The following is a 16551-nucleotide window of genomic DNA, read 5'->3' as shown; positions in this document are numbered from 1 at the left end:
CAGGATCCCCCGCACCTGCCCCGTGGCCGCCTTGGCCTGGTCGGCCAGGAGCTTCATCTCCGAGGCCACCACCGAGAAGCTGCGCCCGCTCTCGCCGGCCGCGGCCGCCTCGATGGCGGCGTTCAGCGCCAGCAGGTGCGTGCGCTCCGAGATGTCGTTGACCGTCTCGATGATGTCGCCGATCGTCTGGGTCTTCTCCGACAGGCTGACGATGTTGCCGGCCACCGCCTCCGCCTGCTCGCGGATCGCGTCCATGGCCTTGGCGGTGTCGGACACCGCGCGCAGCCCCTGGCGCGAGGTCTGGGCGGTGGCCTGGGCGGTGGCGATCACCTCGGTGGCGCGCTTGGAGATCTGCGCCCCCGAATGGGTGATCTCGTCGACCGTGGCGGCGGTCTCCTGCACGGCGGCGAACTGCTGCTCGACCGAGGCGGCCTGCTCCTGCGCCGAGGCGCGGATCTCGGCCGCGGCCGCGTTCAGGTCCGCCGTCGCCGCCCGGTTCGTCCGCGCCAGGTCCGACAGACCCGAGACCATCGTGTTCAGCGTCGTGCTCAGACGGCCGATCTCGTCGCGCCCGCCCGCCGCCAGCTGGCCAGACAGGTCGCCCTCGCCGACGCGGCCGACGAAAGCCATGACCGTCTCGAGCGGCCGCACCACCGCGCGGCTGATCAGCCACGTGATCAGGACCGCCAGCAGCACCGCGGCGGCCAGGGTCAGGTAGATCGAGAGGCGCGAGCGCTCGTAGACCTCCTGCGCGGCGCGCTGTCCCAGCGCCATGCCGCCGTCGAGCTGCGAGCGGAGGTTCTTGATCCCCTCGAGGAAGGGTGCCTGCAGCCGCGCGATCTCCGAGTTGCGGGCCTCGACCGCCGCGACGTCCTGCTGGGCGATGGCGGCGAACTGCGCCTCGCCCTGCGCCCTGACCTCGCGGAACGAGCCCTGGACCGCGGTCGCCGCCGCGGCGATGCGGTCCCAGGCCGCGACGCGCTCGGCGGATACGACCTGCGTCCGGTACTGGGTGGCGAGCTGGATCGTCGTGGCGAGCCGGTTCTCGACCTGGGCCGCGGTCTGGCGCCAGGTCGCCAGGGTGTCGCCGGCCTGGGTCGCGCGCCCCTGGGCCTGCATCAGCATCGTGATCACGGCCGTGCGGCGCAGGAGACCGAGGTCGCGCGCGTCGTTCCCGAGATCGTCGAGCTGGCGCAGGATCGTCATGTCCCGCCGGACGATCGCGTCGGTCGTGTCGCGCACGGCGCCGATCTGCTCCAGGGCGTAGAGGCCGAGCGCCACCACCACCACCGTGATGGCGAAGAAGCCGAGGAGGATGCGTTTTCCGATCGAGAGCGACACGGGCGGGGATGGCTCCGGTTGGGGCAGGCGGCCCGGTCAGGGCAGCGCGCGGCGCAGGAGGCGGGGGAGGTCGATGACGACGAAGTCGGGACGGCCGTCGCCCGCCGCCCCGGAGGCCGGGGCATAGACCGAGGCGGCCTCGTTGCCCAAGCGGTCGGGATCGGCCGCCCCGGCGCCGGCCGCGGCGACCGCGCCAGGGGCCCGGGCGATGCCCAGGACCCGGTCCACCGCGAGGGCGAGGGGCTGGGGGTGGACGCCGCGCAGCACGATCATGTGGGCCGCCGCGTCGGCGTCGGACGCGGGATCCGGCCGGCCGAGGGCCCGGGCGAGGCTGAGCACGCCGACGATCCGCCCGGACAGGGCGACGAGACCGTCCAGCGCCGGCACCGCCCCGGGCATCGGCGTGGCGGGGCGCGACGGCAGGACCTGGGCGACGGCCGCCAGCGGCACGCCGTAGCGCTCGCCGCCGCAGGCGCAGACGAGGTGATCGACGCCCGAATCGGTCGCGGCCGCCGCGGCACCGCGCCGGGCGAGGGCGGCGGCGCGCTCGGCGCGCAGGTCCCGCTCCGGCCGCGGACGGCCGCCCTGTGCACTCGGGCCTGCGCCCATCAGGACCTCCTGCTGCCGGCGCCGCCGAGCGCGGCGCGGGCCGCGGCCGCGCTGGCCGCGATCTCGCCCGCGGAGGCGCCGTCGCCCTCGGGCAGCGCCGTGTCCGGCCCGAGGGCTTGACTCAAGGCGACGGCGTTGTCGAGGGCGCGGAGCGCCTCGTGCGGCCGTCGCAGCGCGATCAGCAGCAGGCCGAGGTGGTAGTGGGCCATCACGAAACCGCGGTCGAGGTAGAGCGCGGCCCGCAGCGCCCGCTCGGCCTCGGCGTCGCGTCCGAGGGTGCGGGCCAGGAGACCCTCGTAGAAGCGCAGGGCGGTGTCGGTCGGATCGCGGTCGAGGGCGCCCCGCAGCGCCCGCCAGGCCGCTCCGGTCTCGCCGGAATCGGCCAGCGCGCGGATCCGGTCGAGGTCGACGGCGTCCTCCTCTTCCGGCCGGTCCTCCCGGGTCTCGGGCGCTGCGGGAGCCGGACCGGTGCCGGGTGCGGCGACCGGGTCCGGGGAGGGAACGGCCGCGGCGTCGGCCTCTGCGGCCCCGGACTGGCCCGGGCCAGGATCCGCCGGGGGCGGCTCCGTCGCCTGTCGCGCCGGAGGGACGGGGTCCGGTGCGGGCGCACCGGACAGGTCGACCGATGGCGCGACCGGCGGCGCCTCGGCGCGCGGTCGGTAGGCCACGGTCCCCGGCAGGCTGACGGCGTCGAGGAAGCTCGCGAAGGCGGGACTCGGCTCGGCGTGGCCGAGGAGCAGCCAGCCCTCCGGCCGCAACCTTCGGCCCAGCCCGCGCACCACCGCGGCGACCGTCCGGGCATCGAAGTAGATCAGCACGTTCCGGCAGAGGATCAGGTCGAAGGGCTCGCCCTGCGGCGGCCCCGGCTCGACGAGGCTCAGCAGGTTGCCGCGCTCGAACCGGACCGGACCGCGGTATTCGGGCCGGAGGGCGTAGCCGCCCTCGCGCCGGATGCCCGGCGCGGGCGGCAGCCGGGTGAAGTAGCGGAGCCGGTCCTCCGGCGGCATGGTCCGGAGCGCCCAGCGGCCGTACTCGGCGGCGCGGGCCGTGGCGAGCGCCTCGACGCTGATGTCGGTGCCGAGGATCGCCACCCGCCACTCGGGCAGGGCGTCGCCGAGCAGCTCGTGCACCAGGATCGCCAGGGAATAGGCCTCGGCCCCGGTGGAGCAGCCCGCGCTCCAGATCCGCAGGACGCGCTCGGACGCCCGCGCCGCGATCAGCGCCGGCAGGATCGTCGCGCGCAGCGCGCTGAACTGCTCGGCGTAGCGGAAGAAGAACGTCTCGCCGACGGTGATCTCAGCTTCCAGCCGGGCCCATTCCGCCTCGCCTTCCGCGCCGCTCGACAGGAGGGCCGCGTAGGCGGCGCAATCGGCCACGGCGGCGGCGCGGAACCGGCGGTGCAGCCGCTCGATCAGCAGCTCGTCCTTGTCGGTGTAGTAGTGGTGGCCGGTGCGCGCGATGATCCGCGCCTTGAGCGGCGCGTAGGCGGGATCGGCACTCAGGTCGGGACGGGGATTCCCCGGTCGGGCCATCGCGCGGTCAGACGGCGTGCGGCAGCGCGGCGAGACGTTCGGCGGCCGCCCGGGCCAGGGCGTCGACGCGGGCCCGTTCCTGCACGGTCAGGAGGCGCTCCGGCGCCAGAGCGTGGACGAGGCGCTCGCCGAGGACGAGCTCGGCCGCGACGCAGCCGTTGAGCGTGTCGGCCGCCTCGGCCGGCCGGACCGCGGAATCCGGGACGGTCGCGAGGTCCGCCACGCGATCGACGAGGTACGCGACGGCCTCGCCCTGCATCAGCGCGAGATGGGCGTAGAGACCGGGCGTCGCGCCGGCCGGGCGCAGGCCGAGCAGCGCCGCGAGGTCGACGACCGGGACCGGCGTGCCGCCGAGATTGAGGAATCCGGTGAGCCAGCTGCCGGAAGCGGGCGGCGCGTGCAGATCCGGCAGCGGCAGGATCTCGGCGACCGCGCCGCGGGGCAGGGCGCAGGCCGTGCCTGCGACATCCAGCAGGAGATAGGCCGAACCGCTGCTGGCCACCGCCACCCGCTCCCCTGTTGCTCGGTCGCGGCCGGGCCGGGACGGGTCGCGACATAGGCCGAGTTAACGCTGCCGGCAATTGTGCGCCGCACGGGCGCGATGACGCGGAACCAAGTCTCGCCTGAGCCGCTTATTTTCCGACGCAGCGGCAACGCGCCTGACGAGGCGCGGCGCTTTGCCTGCGCCGGTCTACGCCAGGGATTGACGATGAGGAAACTTCTGTTGGCCGCCGCGTCGCTGACGCTCCTCGCGGGCTCCGCCTACGCCCAGGGCAACTCGCCCTACAACGCCTCGGGCGCGCAGGCCGGCGGCCCGCGCGGCGGCCTGGAGCGCGCCGGCGAGGCGGCCGCGATGGAGCAGGGAGCCGCTCCGGCCGCGCGTCCGATGATGCGCAAGCGCATGAAGCACAAGCGGATGAAGCATCATCGCCGGATGCGCCACCACATGTGAGTGGCGAACACCGGGACGCGCCGCAGGCGTCGTCCGGGTGGCTCGGCCTGTCGCACCCGCGGCAGGCCTTTTTTATGCCCGGTCGCAGGCGAAATGCCGGTCGTGCGGGCCTGAAGCATAGTGCAGTCCGGTCGACGCGTGCCGTCCGACTGTTGCCGGCCGGCGCGGCGCGGTCCAGAGTTGTGCGAAAGCCGCTACGCCCGAACATGTTCGCAAACGAACATCGTCCGGCAATCAGTACAGCGGTGCGACGGCCTCACGAAGGCGAGGGAGTATCGATGTCACGACCGCTCGACCGGAGATCCGACGACAGGATCGAGGCGACCGGTGTCGAGGGGCGGCGCAGCGCGATCGTCGCCTCGGTCCGCCAGCGCGGCTTCGTGACGATCGAGGCCCTGGCGGCGCAGTTCGGCGTCACCGTCCAGACGATCCGGCGCGACCTCAACGAGCTGAGCGCCGAGGGGCGGCTGGAGCGCTACCGCGGCGGCGGCGGCCTGCCCTCCAGCGTCGAGAACATCGATTACGCCGACCGGCGGGTGACCCTGCTGCCGGAGAAGAGCCGGATCGGCCGCCTCGCGGCGAGCCGTATCCCGTCGCACTGCTCGGTCTTCATCAACATCGGCACGACACCGGAGGCCGTCGCCCGCGAGCTGACCCGACACGACGATCTCAGCATCATCACCAACAACCTCAACGTGGCGATCTCGCTCGCCGAGACGACCGAGTTCCGCATCGTCGTGGCGGGCGGCACCGTGCGGAACCGCGATGGCGCGGTGCTGGGTCAGCTCACCTGCGACACGCTCAGCCAGTTCCGGGTCGACGTGGCGGTGATCGGCATCAGCGGCATCGACGGCGACGGGGCGCTCCTCGACTACGATTACGAGGAGGTGCGGGCGACCCAGACCATCCTGGCCCATGCCCGGAAAACCTTCCTGGTGGCCGACCACACCAAGTTCACGCGGCGGCCCATGGTCCAGGTCGGGCGCCTGGAGCAGGTCGACACCTTCTTCACCGACCGGGCGCCACCGGCCGAGATCGTCGCGCTCATGGAGCGCCTGGGCGTAAACTTGGCGGTCGCCGACAGCGCGGACGAACCGTAACGAACATCAATTTTTCGCTTGCGAAAGCCGACCGCCGCGTCAATATAGTGCCGAACCGCCACCAAGGCGGCCCAGGAGGAATCATGGCGGCTGCACCGCGACAGCGCGAGCCGTCCGACGCCTACGATCTCCTGATCATCGGCGGCGGCATCAACGGCACGGGCATCGCCCGGGACGCGGCCGGCCGGGGTCTGTCGGTCCTGCTGGCCGAGCGCGGTGACTTGGCCGGCTTCACCTCCTCGTCGTCGACGAAGCTGATCCACGGCGGCCTGCGCTACCTCGAATACTACGAGTTCCGCCTCGTGCGTGAGGCGCTCGCCGAGCGCGAGCGGCTGCTGCGGCTCGCCCCGCACGTGATCTGGCCCCTGCGCTTCGTCCTGCCTCACGACGAGGGCCTGCGCCCGGCCTGGATGCTGCGGCTCGGCCTGTTCCTCTACGATCACCTCGCGCGGCTGCGCACGCTCCCGGGCTCGCACGGGGTCGACCTGCGCAGCTCCGCCTACGGGGCGCCGCTGCAGCGGCGCCTGACGCGCGGCTTCGTCTATTCCGACTGCTGGGTCGAGGACAGCCGCCTCGTGGTGCTCAACGCCATGGACGCCCGCGAGCGCGGCGCCACGGTGATGACCCGCACCGGCGTCGTCTCGGCCCGGCGCGAGGGTGACGGCTGGGTCGCGACGCTGCGCGACGAGCGCGGCGGCACCGAGCGGACGGTCCACGCGAAGGCCGTCGTCAACGCCGCCGGCCCGTGGGTCAGCGAGACGCTCGGCGGCACGCTCGGCATCAACAGCCGCGCGGCGGTGCGGCTGATCAAGGGCAGCCACATCGTGGTCAAGCGCCTGTTCGCGGGCGATCAGGCCTACATCCTGCAGCAGCCCGACAAGCGCATCATCTTCGCGATCCCCTACGAGCGCGACTTCACGCTGATCGGCACCACCGACGTCCCCTACGAGGGCGAGCCCGGCCCGGTCTCGATCTCCGAGAGCGAGACCGACTACCTCTGCGGCTGCATCAACCGCTCCTTCGACACGACGATCACCCCGGCCGACGTGGTCTGGAGCTACTCGGGCGTGCGCCCGCTCTACGACGACGCGGCCGAGAACGCGTCGGCCGTGACCCGCGACTACGTCCTCGACGTGGAGGACCAGGGCGGGGCGGCTGCGGTGCTGTCGGTCTTCGGCGGCAAGATCACGACCTACCGGCGGCTCGCCGAGCACGCGCTCGAGAAGCTGAAGCCCTACTTCCCGCACCTCGGGAAGTCCTGGACCGGCGACGCGGTCCTGCCGGGCGGCGCCATGAAGGACGCCGATTTCGACCAGTTCCTCGCCAAGCTGCGGGCCGAGACGCCGTTCCTTCCGGAGGAGACCGCCCGCCGCCTCGCCCGCGCCTACGGCACCCGGGCCCGGGACATCGTCGGGACGGCGCAGTCCCTGGCGGATCTCGGCGAGGCCTTCGACGGCGGCCTCACGGCGGCCGAGGTCGACTACCTGCGCACCGAGGAGTGGGCGGTCACCGCCGACGACATCCTGTGGCGGCGCTCCAAGCTCGGTCTGCGCACCGGCGCGGAGAGCGCCGCGCGCCTCGCCGCCTACCTCGACCGCAGGGCCGAGGCCGCCTGACGCTTTCGAACCCGATCCGGCGACAGACCGCTCGGGCCATCTAGGGGAGGGAACGATGAGCCGTTACGTCGGGGCCATCGACCAGGGCACAACCAGCAGCCGCTTCATCGTGTTCGACCGGGAGGGCAGCGTGATCGCACTCGCCCAGGCCGAGCACGCGCAGATCTACCCGGCTCCCGGCCACGTCGAGCACGACGCCACCGAGATCTGGACGAAGACCCAGAGCGTGATGCGCGAGGCCCTGGAGAAGGGCGGGCTCCAGCCCTCCGACCTCGCGGCAGTCGGCATCACCAACCAGCGCGAGACCACGCTGATCTGGGACCGGACGACCGGCAAGCCCCTGCACAACGCCCTGGTCTGGCAGGACACCCGCAACGACCGGCTGGTGGGCGAGTTCGCCCGCGACGGCGGCCGCGACCGGTTCCGCGACCTCACCGGCCTGCCGCTGGCGAGCTACTTCTCCGGCCTCAAGCTGCGCTGGCTGCTCGACCACGTCGAGGGCGCCCGGCAGAAGGCCGAGGCCGGGGACGTGCTGTTCGGCAACATCGACACGTGGCTCGTCTGGAACCTGACCGGCGGCACCGAGGGCGGCCTCCACGTCACCGACGTGACCAACGCCAGCCGCACGCAGCTCATGTCACTGAAGACCCTCGACTGGGACGAGGGCATGCTGTCGACCTTCGGCATCCCGCGGGCGATGCTGCCGAAGATCGTCTCGTCGAGCGAGGTCTACGGCGAGACCAGCGCTCCGTTCGCGGGCGTTCCGATCGCCGGCATCCTGGGCGACCAGCAGGCGGCCCTGTTCGGCCAGACCTGCTTCGCGCCGGGCGAGGCCAAGAACACCTACGGCACCGGCTGCTTCGCGCTGATGAACACCGGCGAGGAGCCGGTCCCGTCGAAGGCCGGCCTCGTCACCACGCTGGCCTACCGCCTCGACGGCCAGAAGCCGGCCTACGCGCTCGAAGGCTCGATCGCCATCACGGGCGCCCTGGTGCAGTGGCTGCGCGACAACCTGCACATGATCAAGGATTCCGCCGAGGTCGAGACGCTCGCCACGACGGTCGAGGACAACGGCGGCGTCTACTTCGTGCCGGCCTTCTCGGGCCTCTACGCGCCGCACTGGAACGAGGGCGCCCGCGGCCTGATCATCGGCCTGACCCGCTACGTCAACCGCGGCCACATCGCCCGCTCGGTGCTGGAGGCGACCGCCTTCCAGACCCGCGAGGTGCTGCAGGCCATGGCCAAGGATTCTGGCATCCCCGTCAAGGAGTTGCGGGCCGACGGCGGCATGGTCGCCAACAACACCCTGATGCAGTTCCAGTCCGACCTGCTCGACGTGCCGGTGGTGCGCCCGAAGGTGGCCGAGACCACGGCGCTCGGCGCCGCCTACGCGGCGGGTCTCGCGGTCGGCTACTGGAAGGGCCTCGACGACCTCAAGCGCAACTGGGGCGTCGACAAGCGCTGGACGCCGAAGATGGATGCCGGCCAGCGCGAGAAGATCGCCGCCGCCTGGAGCCGGGCTGTGCAGCGCTCCTTCGACTGGAAGACCGACGAGGATTGAGACGGGCTCGGGGCGCACACGCCCCGCGCAGTCCCACTCGCGCCCGCATCCGGAGCCGCTGCGCGGCGGCCTCGAAGAAGGGCTCCAGATCGCCGCGGGATCCCCGGAGGCCTTCGAAGAGGCCTCCGGGGCGCTCCGGTACCGCAGGAGAGGGTGCCGGCCCGGATCTGCGTAACCATTCGGTGACCGCCACCGGCGTTCACGCGCTCGCCAAAGCTTTGAACTTTCACAAAAAGCAGCGAACGGGGGAGACGAGACGATGACATCACCCTTCCTGGGCGAATTCCTGGGCACCATGACCCTGATCGTGCTCGGCGACGGCGTCGTGGCCGGCGCCCTGCTCAAGCATTCCAAGGGCGAGAATGCCGGCTGGATCGCCATCACGGCGGGCTGGGCCTTCGCGGTCCTCGCGGGCGTCTTCGTGGCCAACGCCACCGGCAGCGCCGACGCCCATATCAACCCGGCCGTCACCGTGGCGGGCGCGGTCAGTTCCGGCGATTTCAGCAAGATCCCCGTCTACATCCCGGCCCAGATGCTCGGCGCCTTCGTGGGCGCCGTGCTCGTCTGGCTCCACTACCTGCCGCACTGGGGCGCGACCCAGGATCCCGGCCTCAAGCTCGCCTGCTTCTGCACCGGCCCGGCGATCCGCGACGCGAAGGCCAACTGGATCTCCGAGATCATCGCGACCTTCTTCCTGATCCTGACGATCTCCGCCCTCGTGACCACCACCCTGGGCTCGGCCGGCGCGATCCCGCGGGCCGTCGCGCCCTACATGGTCGGCATGCTGGTCTGGGGCATCGGCCTGTCGCTCGGCGGCACCACCGGCTACGCCATCAATCCGGCCCGCGACCTCGGGCCGCGCGTCGCCCACGCGGTGCTGCCGATCGCCGGCAAGGGCAGCTCCGACTGGGGCTACGCGCTGATCCCGGTGGCCGCGCCCCTGGTCGGGGCGGTGCTGGCCGGGCTCTTCGTCCGGGCGCTGGGGATCTGACGGAACGGCCGCACCCTCAACCACCGCGGGGCGGCCCGGCGTCGCGGCGGTTTGCGGCGCGCGGCCTTGGGCCTTAAGTCAGGACGATCCCGACCGCGCCCCTGGGGCGCTTGCCCGCGGTGTGCCCCCGACCCATGGCCGTCGTCCTCGACACCCTGAAGAACGATCCGCGGCCGGTCCGCCTGCGCCACCCCGAGAAGGCGCACCGGCCCGACCAGCCCGTCCAGGCCAAGAAGCCGGACTGGATCCGCGTGAAGGCGCCGGGTTCGAGGGCCTGGTCCGAGACGCAGAAAATCGTGCGCGAGCACGGTCTGGTCACGGTCTGCGAGGAGGCGGGCTGCCCGAATATCGGCGAGTGCTGGGAGAAGCGGCACGCCACCTTCATGATCATGGGCGACACCTGCACGCGGGCCTGCGCCTTCTGCAACGTGCGCACCGGCCTGCCCGACGCCCTCGACCTGGGCGAGCCGGACAAGATCGCCGATTCGGTGGCCAAGCTCGGCCTGCACCACGTGGTCATCACCTCGGTGGACCGGGACGACCTGAAGGACGGCGGCGCCGAGCATTTCGCCCGGACCATCGCGGCCATCCGGCTCGCGAGCCCCGGCACGACCGTCGAGATCCTGACGCCCGACTTCCTGCGCAAGGACGGGGCGCTGGAGGTCGTGGTCGCCGCCAAGCCCGACGTGTTCAATCACAACCTGGAAACGGTGCCGGCCAAGTACCTCACGGTGCGGCCGGGTGCCCGCTACTTCCACTCGGTGCGCCTGCTGCAGCGGGTGAAGGAGCTCGACCCGACGATCTTCACCAAGTCCGGCATCATGGTGGGGCTCGGCGAGGAGCGGAACGAGGTGCTCCAGCTCATGGACGACCTGCGCTCGGCCGACGTCGACTTCCTCACCGTCGGCCAGTACCTGCAGCCGTCGAAGAAGCACCACGAGGTCGTGCGCTTCGTCCCCCCCGACGAGTTCAAGGCCTACGAGACCACCGCCTACGCCAAGGGTTTCCTGCTGGTCTCGGCCACGCCGCTCACGCGCTCGTCGCACCATGCCGGCGAGGATTTCGCGCGTTTGCAGGCGGCGCGCCTGGCCAAACTGTCGCCCGCGCTCTCGGCCTGAGGATATCCGAAGACCATGCCGTCCTTCCGGGTCACCCGCGCGGTGAAGCACACGCCGCAGCAGATGTACGACCTCGTCGCCGACGTGGAGCGCTACCCCGAGTTCCTGCCGCTCTGCGAATCCCTGCGGGTGATCCGCCGGCAGGACATGCCCGAGGGCGGCCAGGTGCTGATCGCCGAGATGGGCGTCGGCTACAAGGCGATCCGCGAGCGCTTCACCACCCGGGTCACCCTCGATCCGGCGAGTCTCAAGATCGTCGCCGAGTACATCGACGGCCCGTTCCGGCACTTGGAGAACCGCTGGCTGTTCAAGGACGGCCCCGACGGCGGCTGCAACGTCGACTTCTTCATCACCTACGAGTTCAAGAGCCGCACCCTGGGGCTCCTCATGGGCACGATGTTCGACCGCGCCTTCCGCAAGTTCACCGACGCTTTCGAGGGGCGGGCGAACCGGATGTACGGGGCGCGGGCTTAGCCGCCGTCCTCGCGCGCACCGTGAAGCGACCCAGGGAAATGGGACGCCTCCGAATGTGGCGTTGCCCTGGATTGCTTCGCTGCGCTCGCAAAGACGGTGCGCAGGGATGGCGTCAGGCCCGCAGCGACACGCGCACGTGCTCGGGCCGCACATCCATCCCGATCCTCAGCGCCGGAAGGACCTGAAGCCGCGGCAGGGCGTCGAGGAGGCGCAGGGCCAGCGGCGCCCGGAGCGGCACGTCGGCCGCCAGCGACGCGGCGATCACGCGGGACTGAATGGGGGAGGGCGCGGAAGCGCTCGGTGAAGCCCGGCTCGTCCATCGGCTGGAGGGGTGGATGGTGTCGCCGCGGAAGTCGCGCAGGAAGTCCGCGTGCGTCTCCAGAACGGTGACGTCGAGGCTCGCGCGGACGAAGAGCAGGCCGGCCATCGTCCCGGCGGGGCCCCCGCCGACGAGGCAGAGGCGGGTCGTCACCGTACCCGTGGGCCGTCCTTCCCGTGCCGCGATCAGTCGCCGAGGGCGTCCTCCAACAGACCGAGCGCGTCGGCCACGGCGGCGCGGCGGATGCCCGCGCGCCCGAGATCGCCGTAACGCCGCTCCAGGTGGCGCGTCTCGCCATCTCGCCGACTGAGGCCGAAATGCACCAGCCCCACCGGCTTCTCGGCGCTCCCGCCCCCCGGGCCGGCGATGCCGGTGATCGCGACAGCGACGGAGGCCCGCGACGCGGCCAGCGCCCCGGCGGCCATCGCCCGCGCCACGGGCTCGCTGACCGCGCCGTGCCGGCGGATCAGGTCGATGGGCACACCGATCGCCTCGGCCTTCGCGTCGTTCGAGTAGGTGACGAAGCCGCGCTCCAGGACGGCCGACGAGCCCGGTACCGCGGTGAGCAGCCCGGCCACGAGGCCGCCCGTGCAGGACTCGGCGGTGGCGACGGTGCGCCCGTCCGCCGCGTAGGCGGTCACCAGCGCCTCGGCCCGGGCGAGAAGCTCTGCGTCGTCGACCATCGCGAACGGGCTCCCCTCGGGCGCCGCCGCCCTATCTCCTGTTGTGACCCATGGCCGAGCCCGGCTCAAGGACCGGCGGCCGCCGACTGGAGACAGCCCTTCCATGATCTTCCCCGCGACCACGGCCTTCTACGCCGGGCTGCTCGCCCTCGTGTACCTAGGCCTCTCGGGATGGGTGATCGGGGCCCGCGTCTCCGGGAACGTGCTGCTCGGCGACGGCGGCGACGACACGGTCCTCAGGCGCGTGCGCTCGCACGCCAATTTCGCGGAATACGTGCCGCTGGCCCTGATCGTCATCGGCCTGCTGGAGGCGAGCGGCGGCAGCCACGGGCTCGTCCGGGCGCTGCTGGTCGCCCTGCTGGTCGCCCGGATCCTGCACCCGATCGGGATGTTCGCGCCCCCGAACTCGCCGCGCCAGTTCGCCTGCCGGGGCGGCGGCATCCTGCTGACGATGGCGGTCCTGGGCGTCGCGGCGATCGCGCTGCTGGTGCGGGTGGCCTGACACCGAGCGCGACGCGCCCAGCCCTGGCCGCCCAGCCCTGGCCGCCCAGCCCTGGCCGCTCAGCCCTGCCGCATCGCCGTCTCGGCCTGCGCGTCGAGGGCGGGGCCGTCCTCCTCGGGCAGCCGGACCGTCGCGGCCGCCTGGGCGGCGAGCCCCTCCGCCCGGCCGACGAAGCCGAGCTTCTCGGTGGTCGTCGCCTTGATGGAGACCGCCGAGAGCGGAACGCCCGCGATGGCGGCGATGCGCGCGCGGATCTCCTCGCGGTGCTTGCCGATGCGGGGAGCCTCGGCGAGCACGGTGATGTCGAGGTGGTCGATGCGGCCGCCGCGGGCACGGACGAGGTCGCAGGCATGGGCCAGGAACTGGTCCGAGGAAGCCCCGCGCCAGCGCTCGTCGGAGGGTGGGAAGTGGGTGCCGATATCGCCGTCCGCGATGGCCCCGAGCAGGGCGTCGGTCAGGGCGTGCAGCGCGACGTCGCCGTCCGAATGGGCGAGCACGCCGCGGTCGGCGGGGATCTTCACTCCGCCCAGCCAGACATGGTCGCCGGTGGTGAAGGCGTGCACGTCGAAGCCGGTGCCGAGGCGGGTCACGTAGGTGGTCATGGCGCGGGCTCCCGGCGCTGGCAATGCGGTGGTCTCGGTCGCGAAGGCGCGGTCCGCCTCGATCAGGTCGGCGGGCTGGGTGATCTTGCGGTTGGCGACGTCGCCCGCGAACACCACCACCGGCAGGCCGGCCCATTCGGCGAGGGCGCCGTCGTCGGTGAAACCGTCGAGGCCCTGCGCGGCGGCGTCTCGGTGGGCGCCGAGCAGCGGGCCGAACACGAAGGCCTGGGGTGTCTGGACCGCGCGCAGGTGCTCCCGCGGCGGGGTCTCGTGCACCCGGCCGATGCCGGGCGCGATGTCGACGACGCGCTTGACCGTGTCGGTGACCGGCACGCCGGGAACGGCCGCCCCGTGGTCGCGGCCAGCCGCGATCGCCCGGGCGATCAAAGCGGAATCCACGTAGGGGCGGGCGGCATCGTGGACGAGCACGATCTCGGGCGCGTCGCCGGCGGCCAGGGCCTCGAGACCGGCGCGCACGGAGAGCTGGCGCGTCGCGCCGCCCTCGACCGGCGGCGCGAGCTTGGCGCGGATCGCGGGCGCGAGTTCCTCCAGGCAGTCGCGGAAGAACTCCGCCGCGTCGGCGGCGATCACAGGCTGGATCCGCGCGATCGCGTCGTCCGCCGCGAGCGCCGCCAGGGTGCGGGTGAGGACCGCCTGGCCGCCGACTCGGCGGTACTGCTTGGGGGTGCCGCCGCCGATGCGGATGCCGCGTCCGGCCGCCACCACCACCGCGGCGACGCCGGCTCCCGCGCTGGCGGGTCCGGTGGCTGGCGTGCCGGTGGCGGGCATGGGCAACGAGCTCGTGACGTCCTGAGGGGCGGAATGGCGGCCAGCGCGCGGGCCAGGCGTGCCGCCGTGACCCTGCCGCGGAGGGTGCCCGTCGTTTAAGCGGGGGAGGGCCCGAAATCAACGCGCGGTCCCGCTTGCCAGCGGACCGGCTTTGCCTCATTGTTGTGCAGAATGACGACTGACCAATATTTGAGCGCGCTGCGCCGTGCGGGAGCGACCGCGGAGGGGGCAAACGGGACCGATCCCGCCCCGCTCTGCCTGCTCGCGCCGCTCTCGGGCGTCACCGACCTGCACATGCGCCGCATCGCCCGCCGCTGCGGCGCCGACGCGGTCGTCTCCGAGATGGTGGCGGCCCGGGAACTCGCGCGCGGGTCCGGCGAGGCCGCGATGCGCGCCGAGGGCTCCGGGGTCGACCTGCACGTGGTCCAGCTCGCGGGCTGCGAGGCGGGCCCGATGGCGGAGGCCGCCCGGATCGCGGAGGCCGGGGGCGCCGACGTGATCGACGTGAACATGGGCTGCCCGGCCAAGATCGTGACGGGGATCGCCTCGGGCTCGGCCCTGATGCGCGACCTCGACCACGCCGAGCGCCTGCTCGCCGCGGTCCGGGGCGCGGTGTCGGTCCCGGTGACGGTGAAGATGCGCCTCGGCTGGGACGACGCGAGCCGCAACGCCGTGGATCTCGCCGCCCGGGCCGAGCGGCTGGGCCTGAACGCCGTGACGGTCCACGGGCGCACCCGGCAGCAATTCTACAAAGGCAGCGCCGACTGGTCGGCGATCGGGGCCGTCGTCGCGGCGGTGTCGATCCCGGTGATCGCCAACGGCGACGTGACCGACCTCGCCAGCGCCCGCGCCTGCCTGGACGCCTCCGGCGCCGCGGGCGTCATGATCGGCCGTGCGGCGACCGGCCGCCCCTGGCTGGTCGGCCAAGTCGCCGCGGCGCTCGCGGGCCGGCCGGCCGCGGAACCGTCCCGGGCCGCGCAGGCCGTCCTGGCCGCCGAGCATTACGCGGGGCTGCTGTCGCTCTACGGCCGCGACATGGGCGTGCGCCACGCCCGCAAGCACCTCGCCGCCTATGCCGAGACCGGCGGCGCGCTGGGTCCCGCGGAACGCGCGACCCTCCTCACCACCACCGACCCGGAGATCGCGCTCAACCTGCTGGCCCGGGCCTTCGCGGGTGCGGCGAACCCCGTGCAGGAGGCCGCGTGAGCGACGAGCCCCTCCCGCGCGAACCCGGCACCCGGCGCGACACGGCCGCCGAGGCCGTCCTGAACGCGCTGCCGCTGCCGGTCCTGACCATCGGCGCCGACGAGCAGATTCTCCACTGCAACCACGCCGCGGAGGCGTTCTTCGACTACTCGGCGCGCCTGATGCAGCGCCGGCGCCTGCGCGACATCATCCCGTTCGCCTCGCCGATCATCGCGCTCGTGGCCGAGGTCCGCCGCCGCCGCGCCAGCGTCAGCGAGTACCGGGTCGAGCTGACCCAGCCGCGCCTCGGCCTGGAGCGCAGCGTCGACGTGTTCGCGACGCCGCTCGGCGACGACGGCGAGGCCGTGGTGATGATGCTCCAGGAGCGCACCATCGCCGACAAGATGAACCGCCAGCTCACCCATCGCGGCGCGGCGCGCTCGATGGTGGCGCTCGGCGCGATGCTGGCCCACGAGATCAAGAACCCGCTCGCCGGCATCCGCGGCGCGGCGCAGCTCCTCGAGAGCACCGGCGCCGAGGAGGACCGGCTGCTCACCCGCCTGATCTGCGACGAGTCGGACCGGATCGTCCGCATCGTCGAGCGCATGGAGCTGTTCGGCGACGAGCGCCCCTCGGATCGCGGCGCCGTCAACGTCCACGGGGTGCTCGACCAGGTGAAGCGCTCGGCGCAGTCGGGCTTCGCCCGGCACATCCGGTTCATCGAGACCTACGACCCGTCGCTGCCGCCGGTGCTCGGCAACCGCGACCAGCTGATCCAGGTGATCCTGAACCTCGTGAAGAACGCCGCCGAGGCGATCGGCCCGGACGCGGTCGAGGGCGAGATCACCCTGTCGACCGCCTTCCGCACCGGCCTGCGCCTGCAGGTTCCGGGCTCCCGCGAGCGGGTCAGCCTGCCGATCGAGGTGGCGGTGCGCGACAACGGCCCGGGCATCTCGGCCGACCTGCTGCCCGACCTGTTCGACCCGTTCGTCACCACCAAGGCGCAGGGTTCCGGCCTGGGTCTTGCTTTGGTGGCCAAGATCGTCGGCGATCACGGCGGGATCGTCGAGTGCGATCCCGCCCCGCGCCGCACGGCGTTCCGCATCCTTCTGCCGATGTCGAGTGCCCGGGACGGGCGCGAATCGGCGGTCGATCCGTGATGTCGATCCCCGAATCC

At 72.7% G+C, this 16551-nt stretch carries 16 protein-coding genes and 1 pseudogene; 10 read left to right on the top strand and 7 right to left on the bottom strand.

The window, feature by feature from the left end; translation table 11 throughout:
• The 4 genes from H288_RS0125585 to H288_RS0125570 form a co-directional block, all read right to left on the bottom strand.
• Positions 1-1341: methyl-accepting chemotaxis protein (locus H288_RS0125585; RefSeq protein WP_020095425.1), on the bottom strand; the 1341-nt coding region annotated here is incomplete at its 3' end.
• A gap of 36 nt (positions 1342-1377) precedes the next feature.
• On the bottom strand, positions 1378-1950 hold the full coding sequence (locus H288_RS0125580; protein WP_020095424.1) for a chemotaxis protein CheW: 573 nt from the start codon (positions 1948-1950) through the stop codon (positions 1378-1380).
• Entirely contained in the window at positions 1950-3482 is a 1533-nt protein-coding gene (locus H288_RS0125575) for a protein-glutamate O-methyltransferase CheR (protein ID WP_020095423.1), read from the bottom strand. Before H288_RS0125575 ends, H288_RS0125580 begins: the two co-directional genes overlap by 1 nt.
• Positions 3483-3489: 7 nt before the next feature.
• Entirely contained in the window at positions 3490-3984 is a 495-nt protein-coding gene (locus H288_RS0125570; RefSeq protein ID WP_026605288.1) for a chemotaxis protein CheW, read from the bottom strand.
• Between the two features lie 207 nt (positions 3985-4191).
• Between H288_RS0125570 and H288_RS0125565 the strand changes: the two genes are divergently transcribed.
• The 7 genes from H288_RS0125565 (at position 4192) to H288_RS0125535 (ending at position 11294) form a co-directional block, all read left to right on the top strand.
• The gene (locus tag H288_RS0125565; RefSeq protein WP_026605287.1) at positions 4192-4434 is read left to right on the top strand and encodes a hypothetical protein; all 243 of its coding nucleotides are present in this window, start codon (positions 4192-4194) and stop codon (positions 4432-4434) included.
• Positions 4435-4712: 278 nt separating this feature from the next.
• Positions 4713-5534, top strand: coding sequence for a DeoR family transcriptional regulator (locus H288_RS0125560; RefSeq protein WP_020095420.1), 822 nt, complete (start codon positions 4713-4715; stop codon positions 5532-5534).
• 83 nt (positions 5535-5617) lie between these two features.
• Complete coding sequence (gene glpD / locus H288_RS0125555) at positions 5618-7150, top strand: glycerol-3-phosphate dehydrogenase (protein WP_020095419.1); 1533 nt, start codon at positions 5618-5620, stop codon at positions 7148-7150.
• Positions 7151-7205: 55 nt separating this feature from the next.
• On the top strand, positions 7206-8711 hold the full coding sequence (glpK, locus tag H288_RS0125550) for a glycerol kinase GlpK (RefSeq protein ID WP_020095418.1): 1506 nt from the start codon (positions 7206-7208) through the stop codon (positions 8709-8711).
• Positions 8712-8970: 259 nt separating this feature from the next.
• A complete protein-coding gene (locus H288_RS0125545) occupies positions 8971-9702 on the top strand; it encodes an MIP/aquaporin family protein (RefSeq protein ID WP_020095417.1) in 732 nt (243 codons plus the stop codon).
• Positions 9703-9836: 134 nt separating this feature from the next.
• Complete coding sequence (gene lipA / locus H288_RS0125540; RefSeq protein ID WP_020095416.1) at positions 9837-10820, top strand: lipoyl synthase; 984 nt, start codon at positions 9837-9839, stop codon at positions 10818-10820.
• A 15-nt stretch (positions 10821-10835) separates the two neighbouring features.
• The gene (locus H288_RS0125535; RefSeq protein WP_020095415.1) at positions 10836-11294 is read left to right on the top strand and encodes a type II toxin-antitoxin system RatA family toxin; all 459 of its coding nucleotides are present in this window, start codon (positions 10836-10838) and stop codon (positions 11292-11294) included.
• Between the two features lie 278 nt (positions 11295-11572).
• Here the strand turns inward: H288_RS0125535 and H288_RS35250 are convergent.
• Positions 11573-11721 (bottom strand): annotated as a pseudogene (locus H288_RS35250) (FAD-dependent oxidoreductase); the annotation flags it as partial.
• A 77-nt stretch (positions 11722-11798) separates the two neighbouring features.
• Entirely contained in the window at positions 11799-12296 is a 498-nt protein-coding gene (locus H288_RS0125525) for a CinA family protein (RefSeq protein WP_020095414.1), read from the bottom strand.
• Between the two features lie 103 nt (positions 12297-12399).
• On the opposite strand from H288_RS0125525, the gene H288_RS0125520 reads away from it, so the two are divergent.
• Entirely contained in the window at positions 12400-12798 is a 399-nt protein-coding gene (locus H288_RS0125520) for an MAPEG family protein (RefSeq protein WP_020095413.1), read from the top strand.
• Between the two features lie 59 nt (positions 12799-12857).
• Here the strand turns inward: H288_RS0125520 and H288_RS0125515 are convergent, their stop codons facing one another.
• Positions 12858-14189: a bifunctional 2-C-methyl-D-erythritol 4-phosphate cytidylyltransferase/2-C-methyl-D-erythritol 2,4-cyclodiphosphate synthase gene (locus H288_RS0125515; protein ID WP_020095412.1), complete on the bottom strand. Its 1332-nt coding sequence runs from the start codon at positions 14187-14189 to the stop codon at positions 12858-12860.
• A 171-nt stretch (positions 14190-14360) separates the two neighbouring features.
• Between H288_RS0125515 and dusB the strand changes: the two genes are divergently transcribed.
• Both dusB and H288_RS0125505 read left to right on the top strand, forming a co-directional pair.
• Entirely contained in the window at positions 14361-15395 is a 1035-nt protein-coding gene (gene dusB / locus H288_RS0125510) for a tRNA dihydrouridine synthase DusB (RefSeq protein ID WP_026605285.1), read from the top strand.
• Positions 15392-16534 carry an ATP-binding protein gene (locus H288_RS0125505; RefSeq protein WP_020095410.1) on the top strand — a complete coding sequence of 381 codons (1143 nt, stop codon included), beginning with the start codon at positions 15392-15394 and terminating at the stop codon, positions 16532-16534. The genes dusB and H288_RS0125505 overlap by 4 nt, the downstream gene beginning before the upstream one ends.
• Positions 16535-16551 lie beyond the last annotated feature (17 nt).

It is taken from the genome of Methylobacterium sp. 285MFTsu5.1, assembly GCF_000383455.1.
In the GTDB taxonomy this organism is placed as follows: Bacteria; Pseudomonadota; Alphaproteobacteria; order Rhizobiales; family Beijerinckiaceae; genus Methylobacterium.
The sequence above is the reverse complement of the archived record's forward strand: the minus strand, read 5'-3'. Positions and strand labels throughout refer to the sequence as shown.

What these genes read in the sequence shown, in the direction of transcription:
- H288_RS0125525 (WP_020095414.1), bottom strand. Translation starts at nt 12,296, where the DNA reads ATGGTCGACGACGCAGAGCTTCTCGCCCGGGCCGAGGCGCTGGTGACC.
- H288_RS0125520 (WP_020095413.1), top strand. Translation starts at nt 12,400, where the DNA reads ATGATCTTCCCCGCGACCACGGCCTTCTACGCCGGGCTGCTCGCCCTC.
- glpD (WP_020095419.1), top strand. Translation starts at nt 5,618, where the DNA reads ATGGCGGCTGCACCGCGACAGCGCGAGCCGTCCGACGCCTACGATCTC.
- lipA (WP_020095416.1), top strand. Translation starts at nt 9,837, where the DNA reads ATGGCCGTCGTCCTCGACACCCTGAAGAACGATCCGCGGCCGGTCCGC.
- H288_RS0125535 (WP_020095415.1), top strand. Translation starts at nt 10,836, where the DNA reads ATGCCGTCCTTCCGGGTCACCCGCGCGGTGAAGCACACGCCGCAGCAG.
- H288_RS0125565 (WP_026605287.1), top strand. Translation starts at nt 4,192, where the DNA reads ATGAGGAAACTTCTGTTGGCCGCCGCGTCGCTGACGCTCCTCGCGGGC.
- dusB (WP_026605285.1), top strand. Translation starts at nt 14,361, where the DNA reads ATGACGACTGACCAATATTTGAGCGCGCTGCGCCGTGCGGGAGCGACC.
- H288_RS0125515 (WP_020095412.1), bottom strand. Translation starts at nt 14,189, where the DNA reads ATGCCCGCCACCGGCACGCCAGCCACCGGACCCGCCAGCGCGGGAGCC.
- H288_RS0125575 (WP_020095423.1), bottom strand. Translation starts at nt 3,482, where the DNA reads ATGGCCCGACCGGGGAATCCCCGTCCCGACCTGAGTGCCGATCCCGCC.
- H288_RS0125560 (WP_020095420.1), top strand. Translation starts at nt 4,713, where the DNA reads ATGTCACGACCGCTCGACCGGAGATCCGACGACAGGATCGAGGCGACC.
- glpK (WP_020095418.1), top strand. Translation starts at nt 7,206, where the DNA reads ATGAGCCGTTACGTCGGGGCCATCGACCAGGGCACAACCAGCAGCCGC.
- H288_RS0125545 (WP_020095417.1), top strand. Translation starts at nt 8,971, where the DNA reads ATGACATCACCCTTCCTGGGCGAATTCCTGGGCACCATGACCCTGATC.
- H288_RS0125580 (WP_020095424.1), bottom strand. Translation starts at nt 1,950, where the DNA reads ATGGGCGCAGGCCCGAGTGCACAGGGCGGCCGTCCGCGGCCGGAGCGG.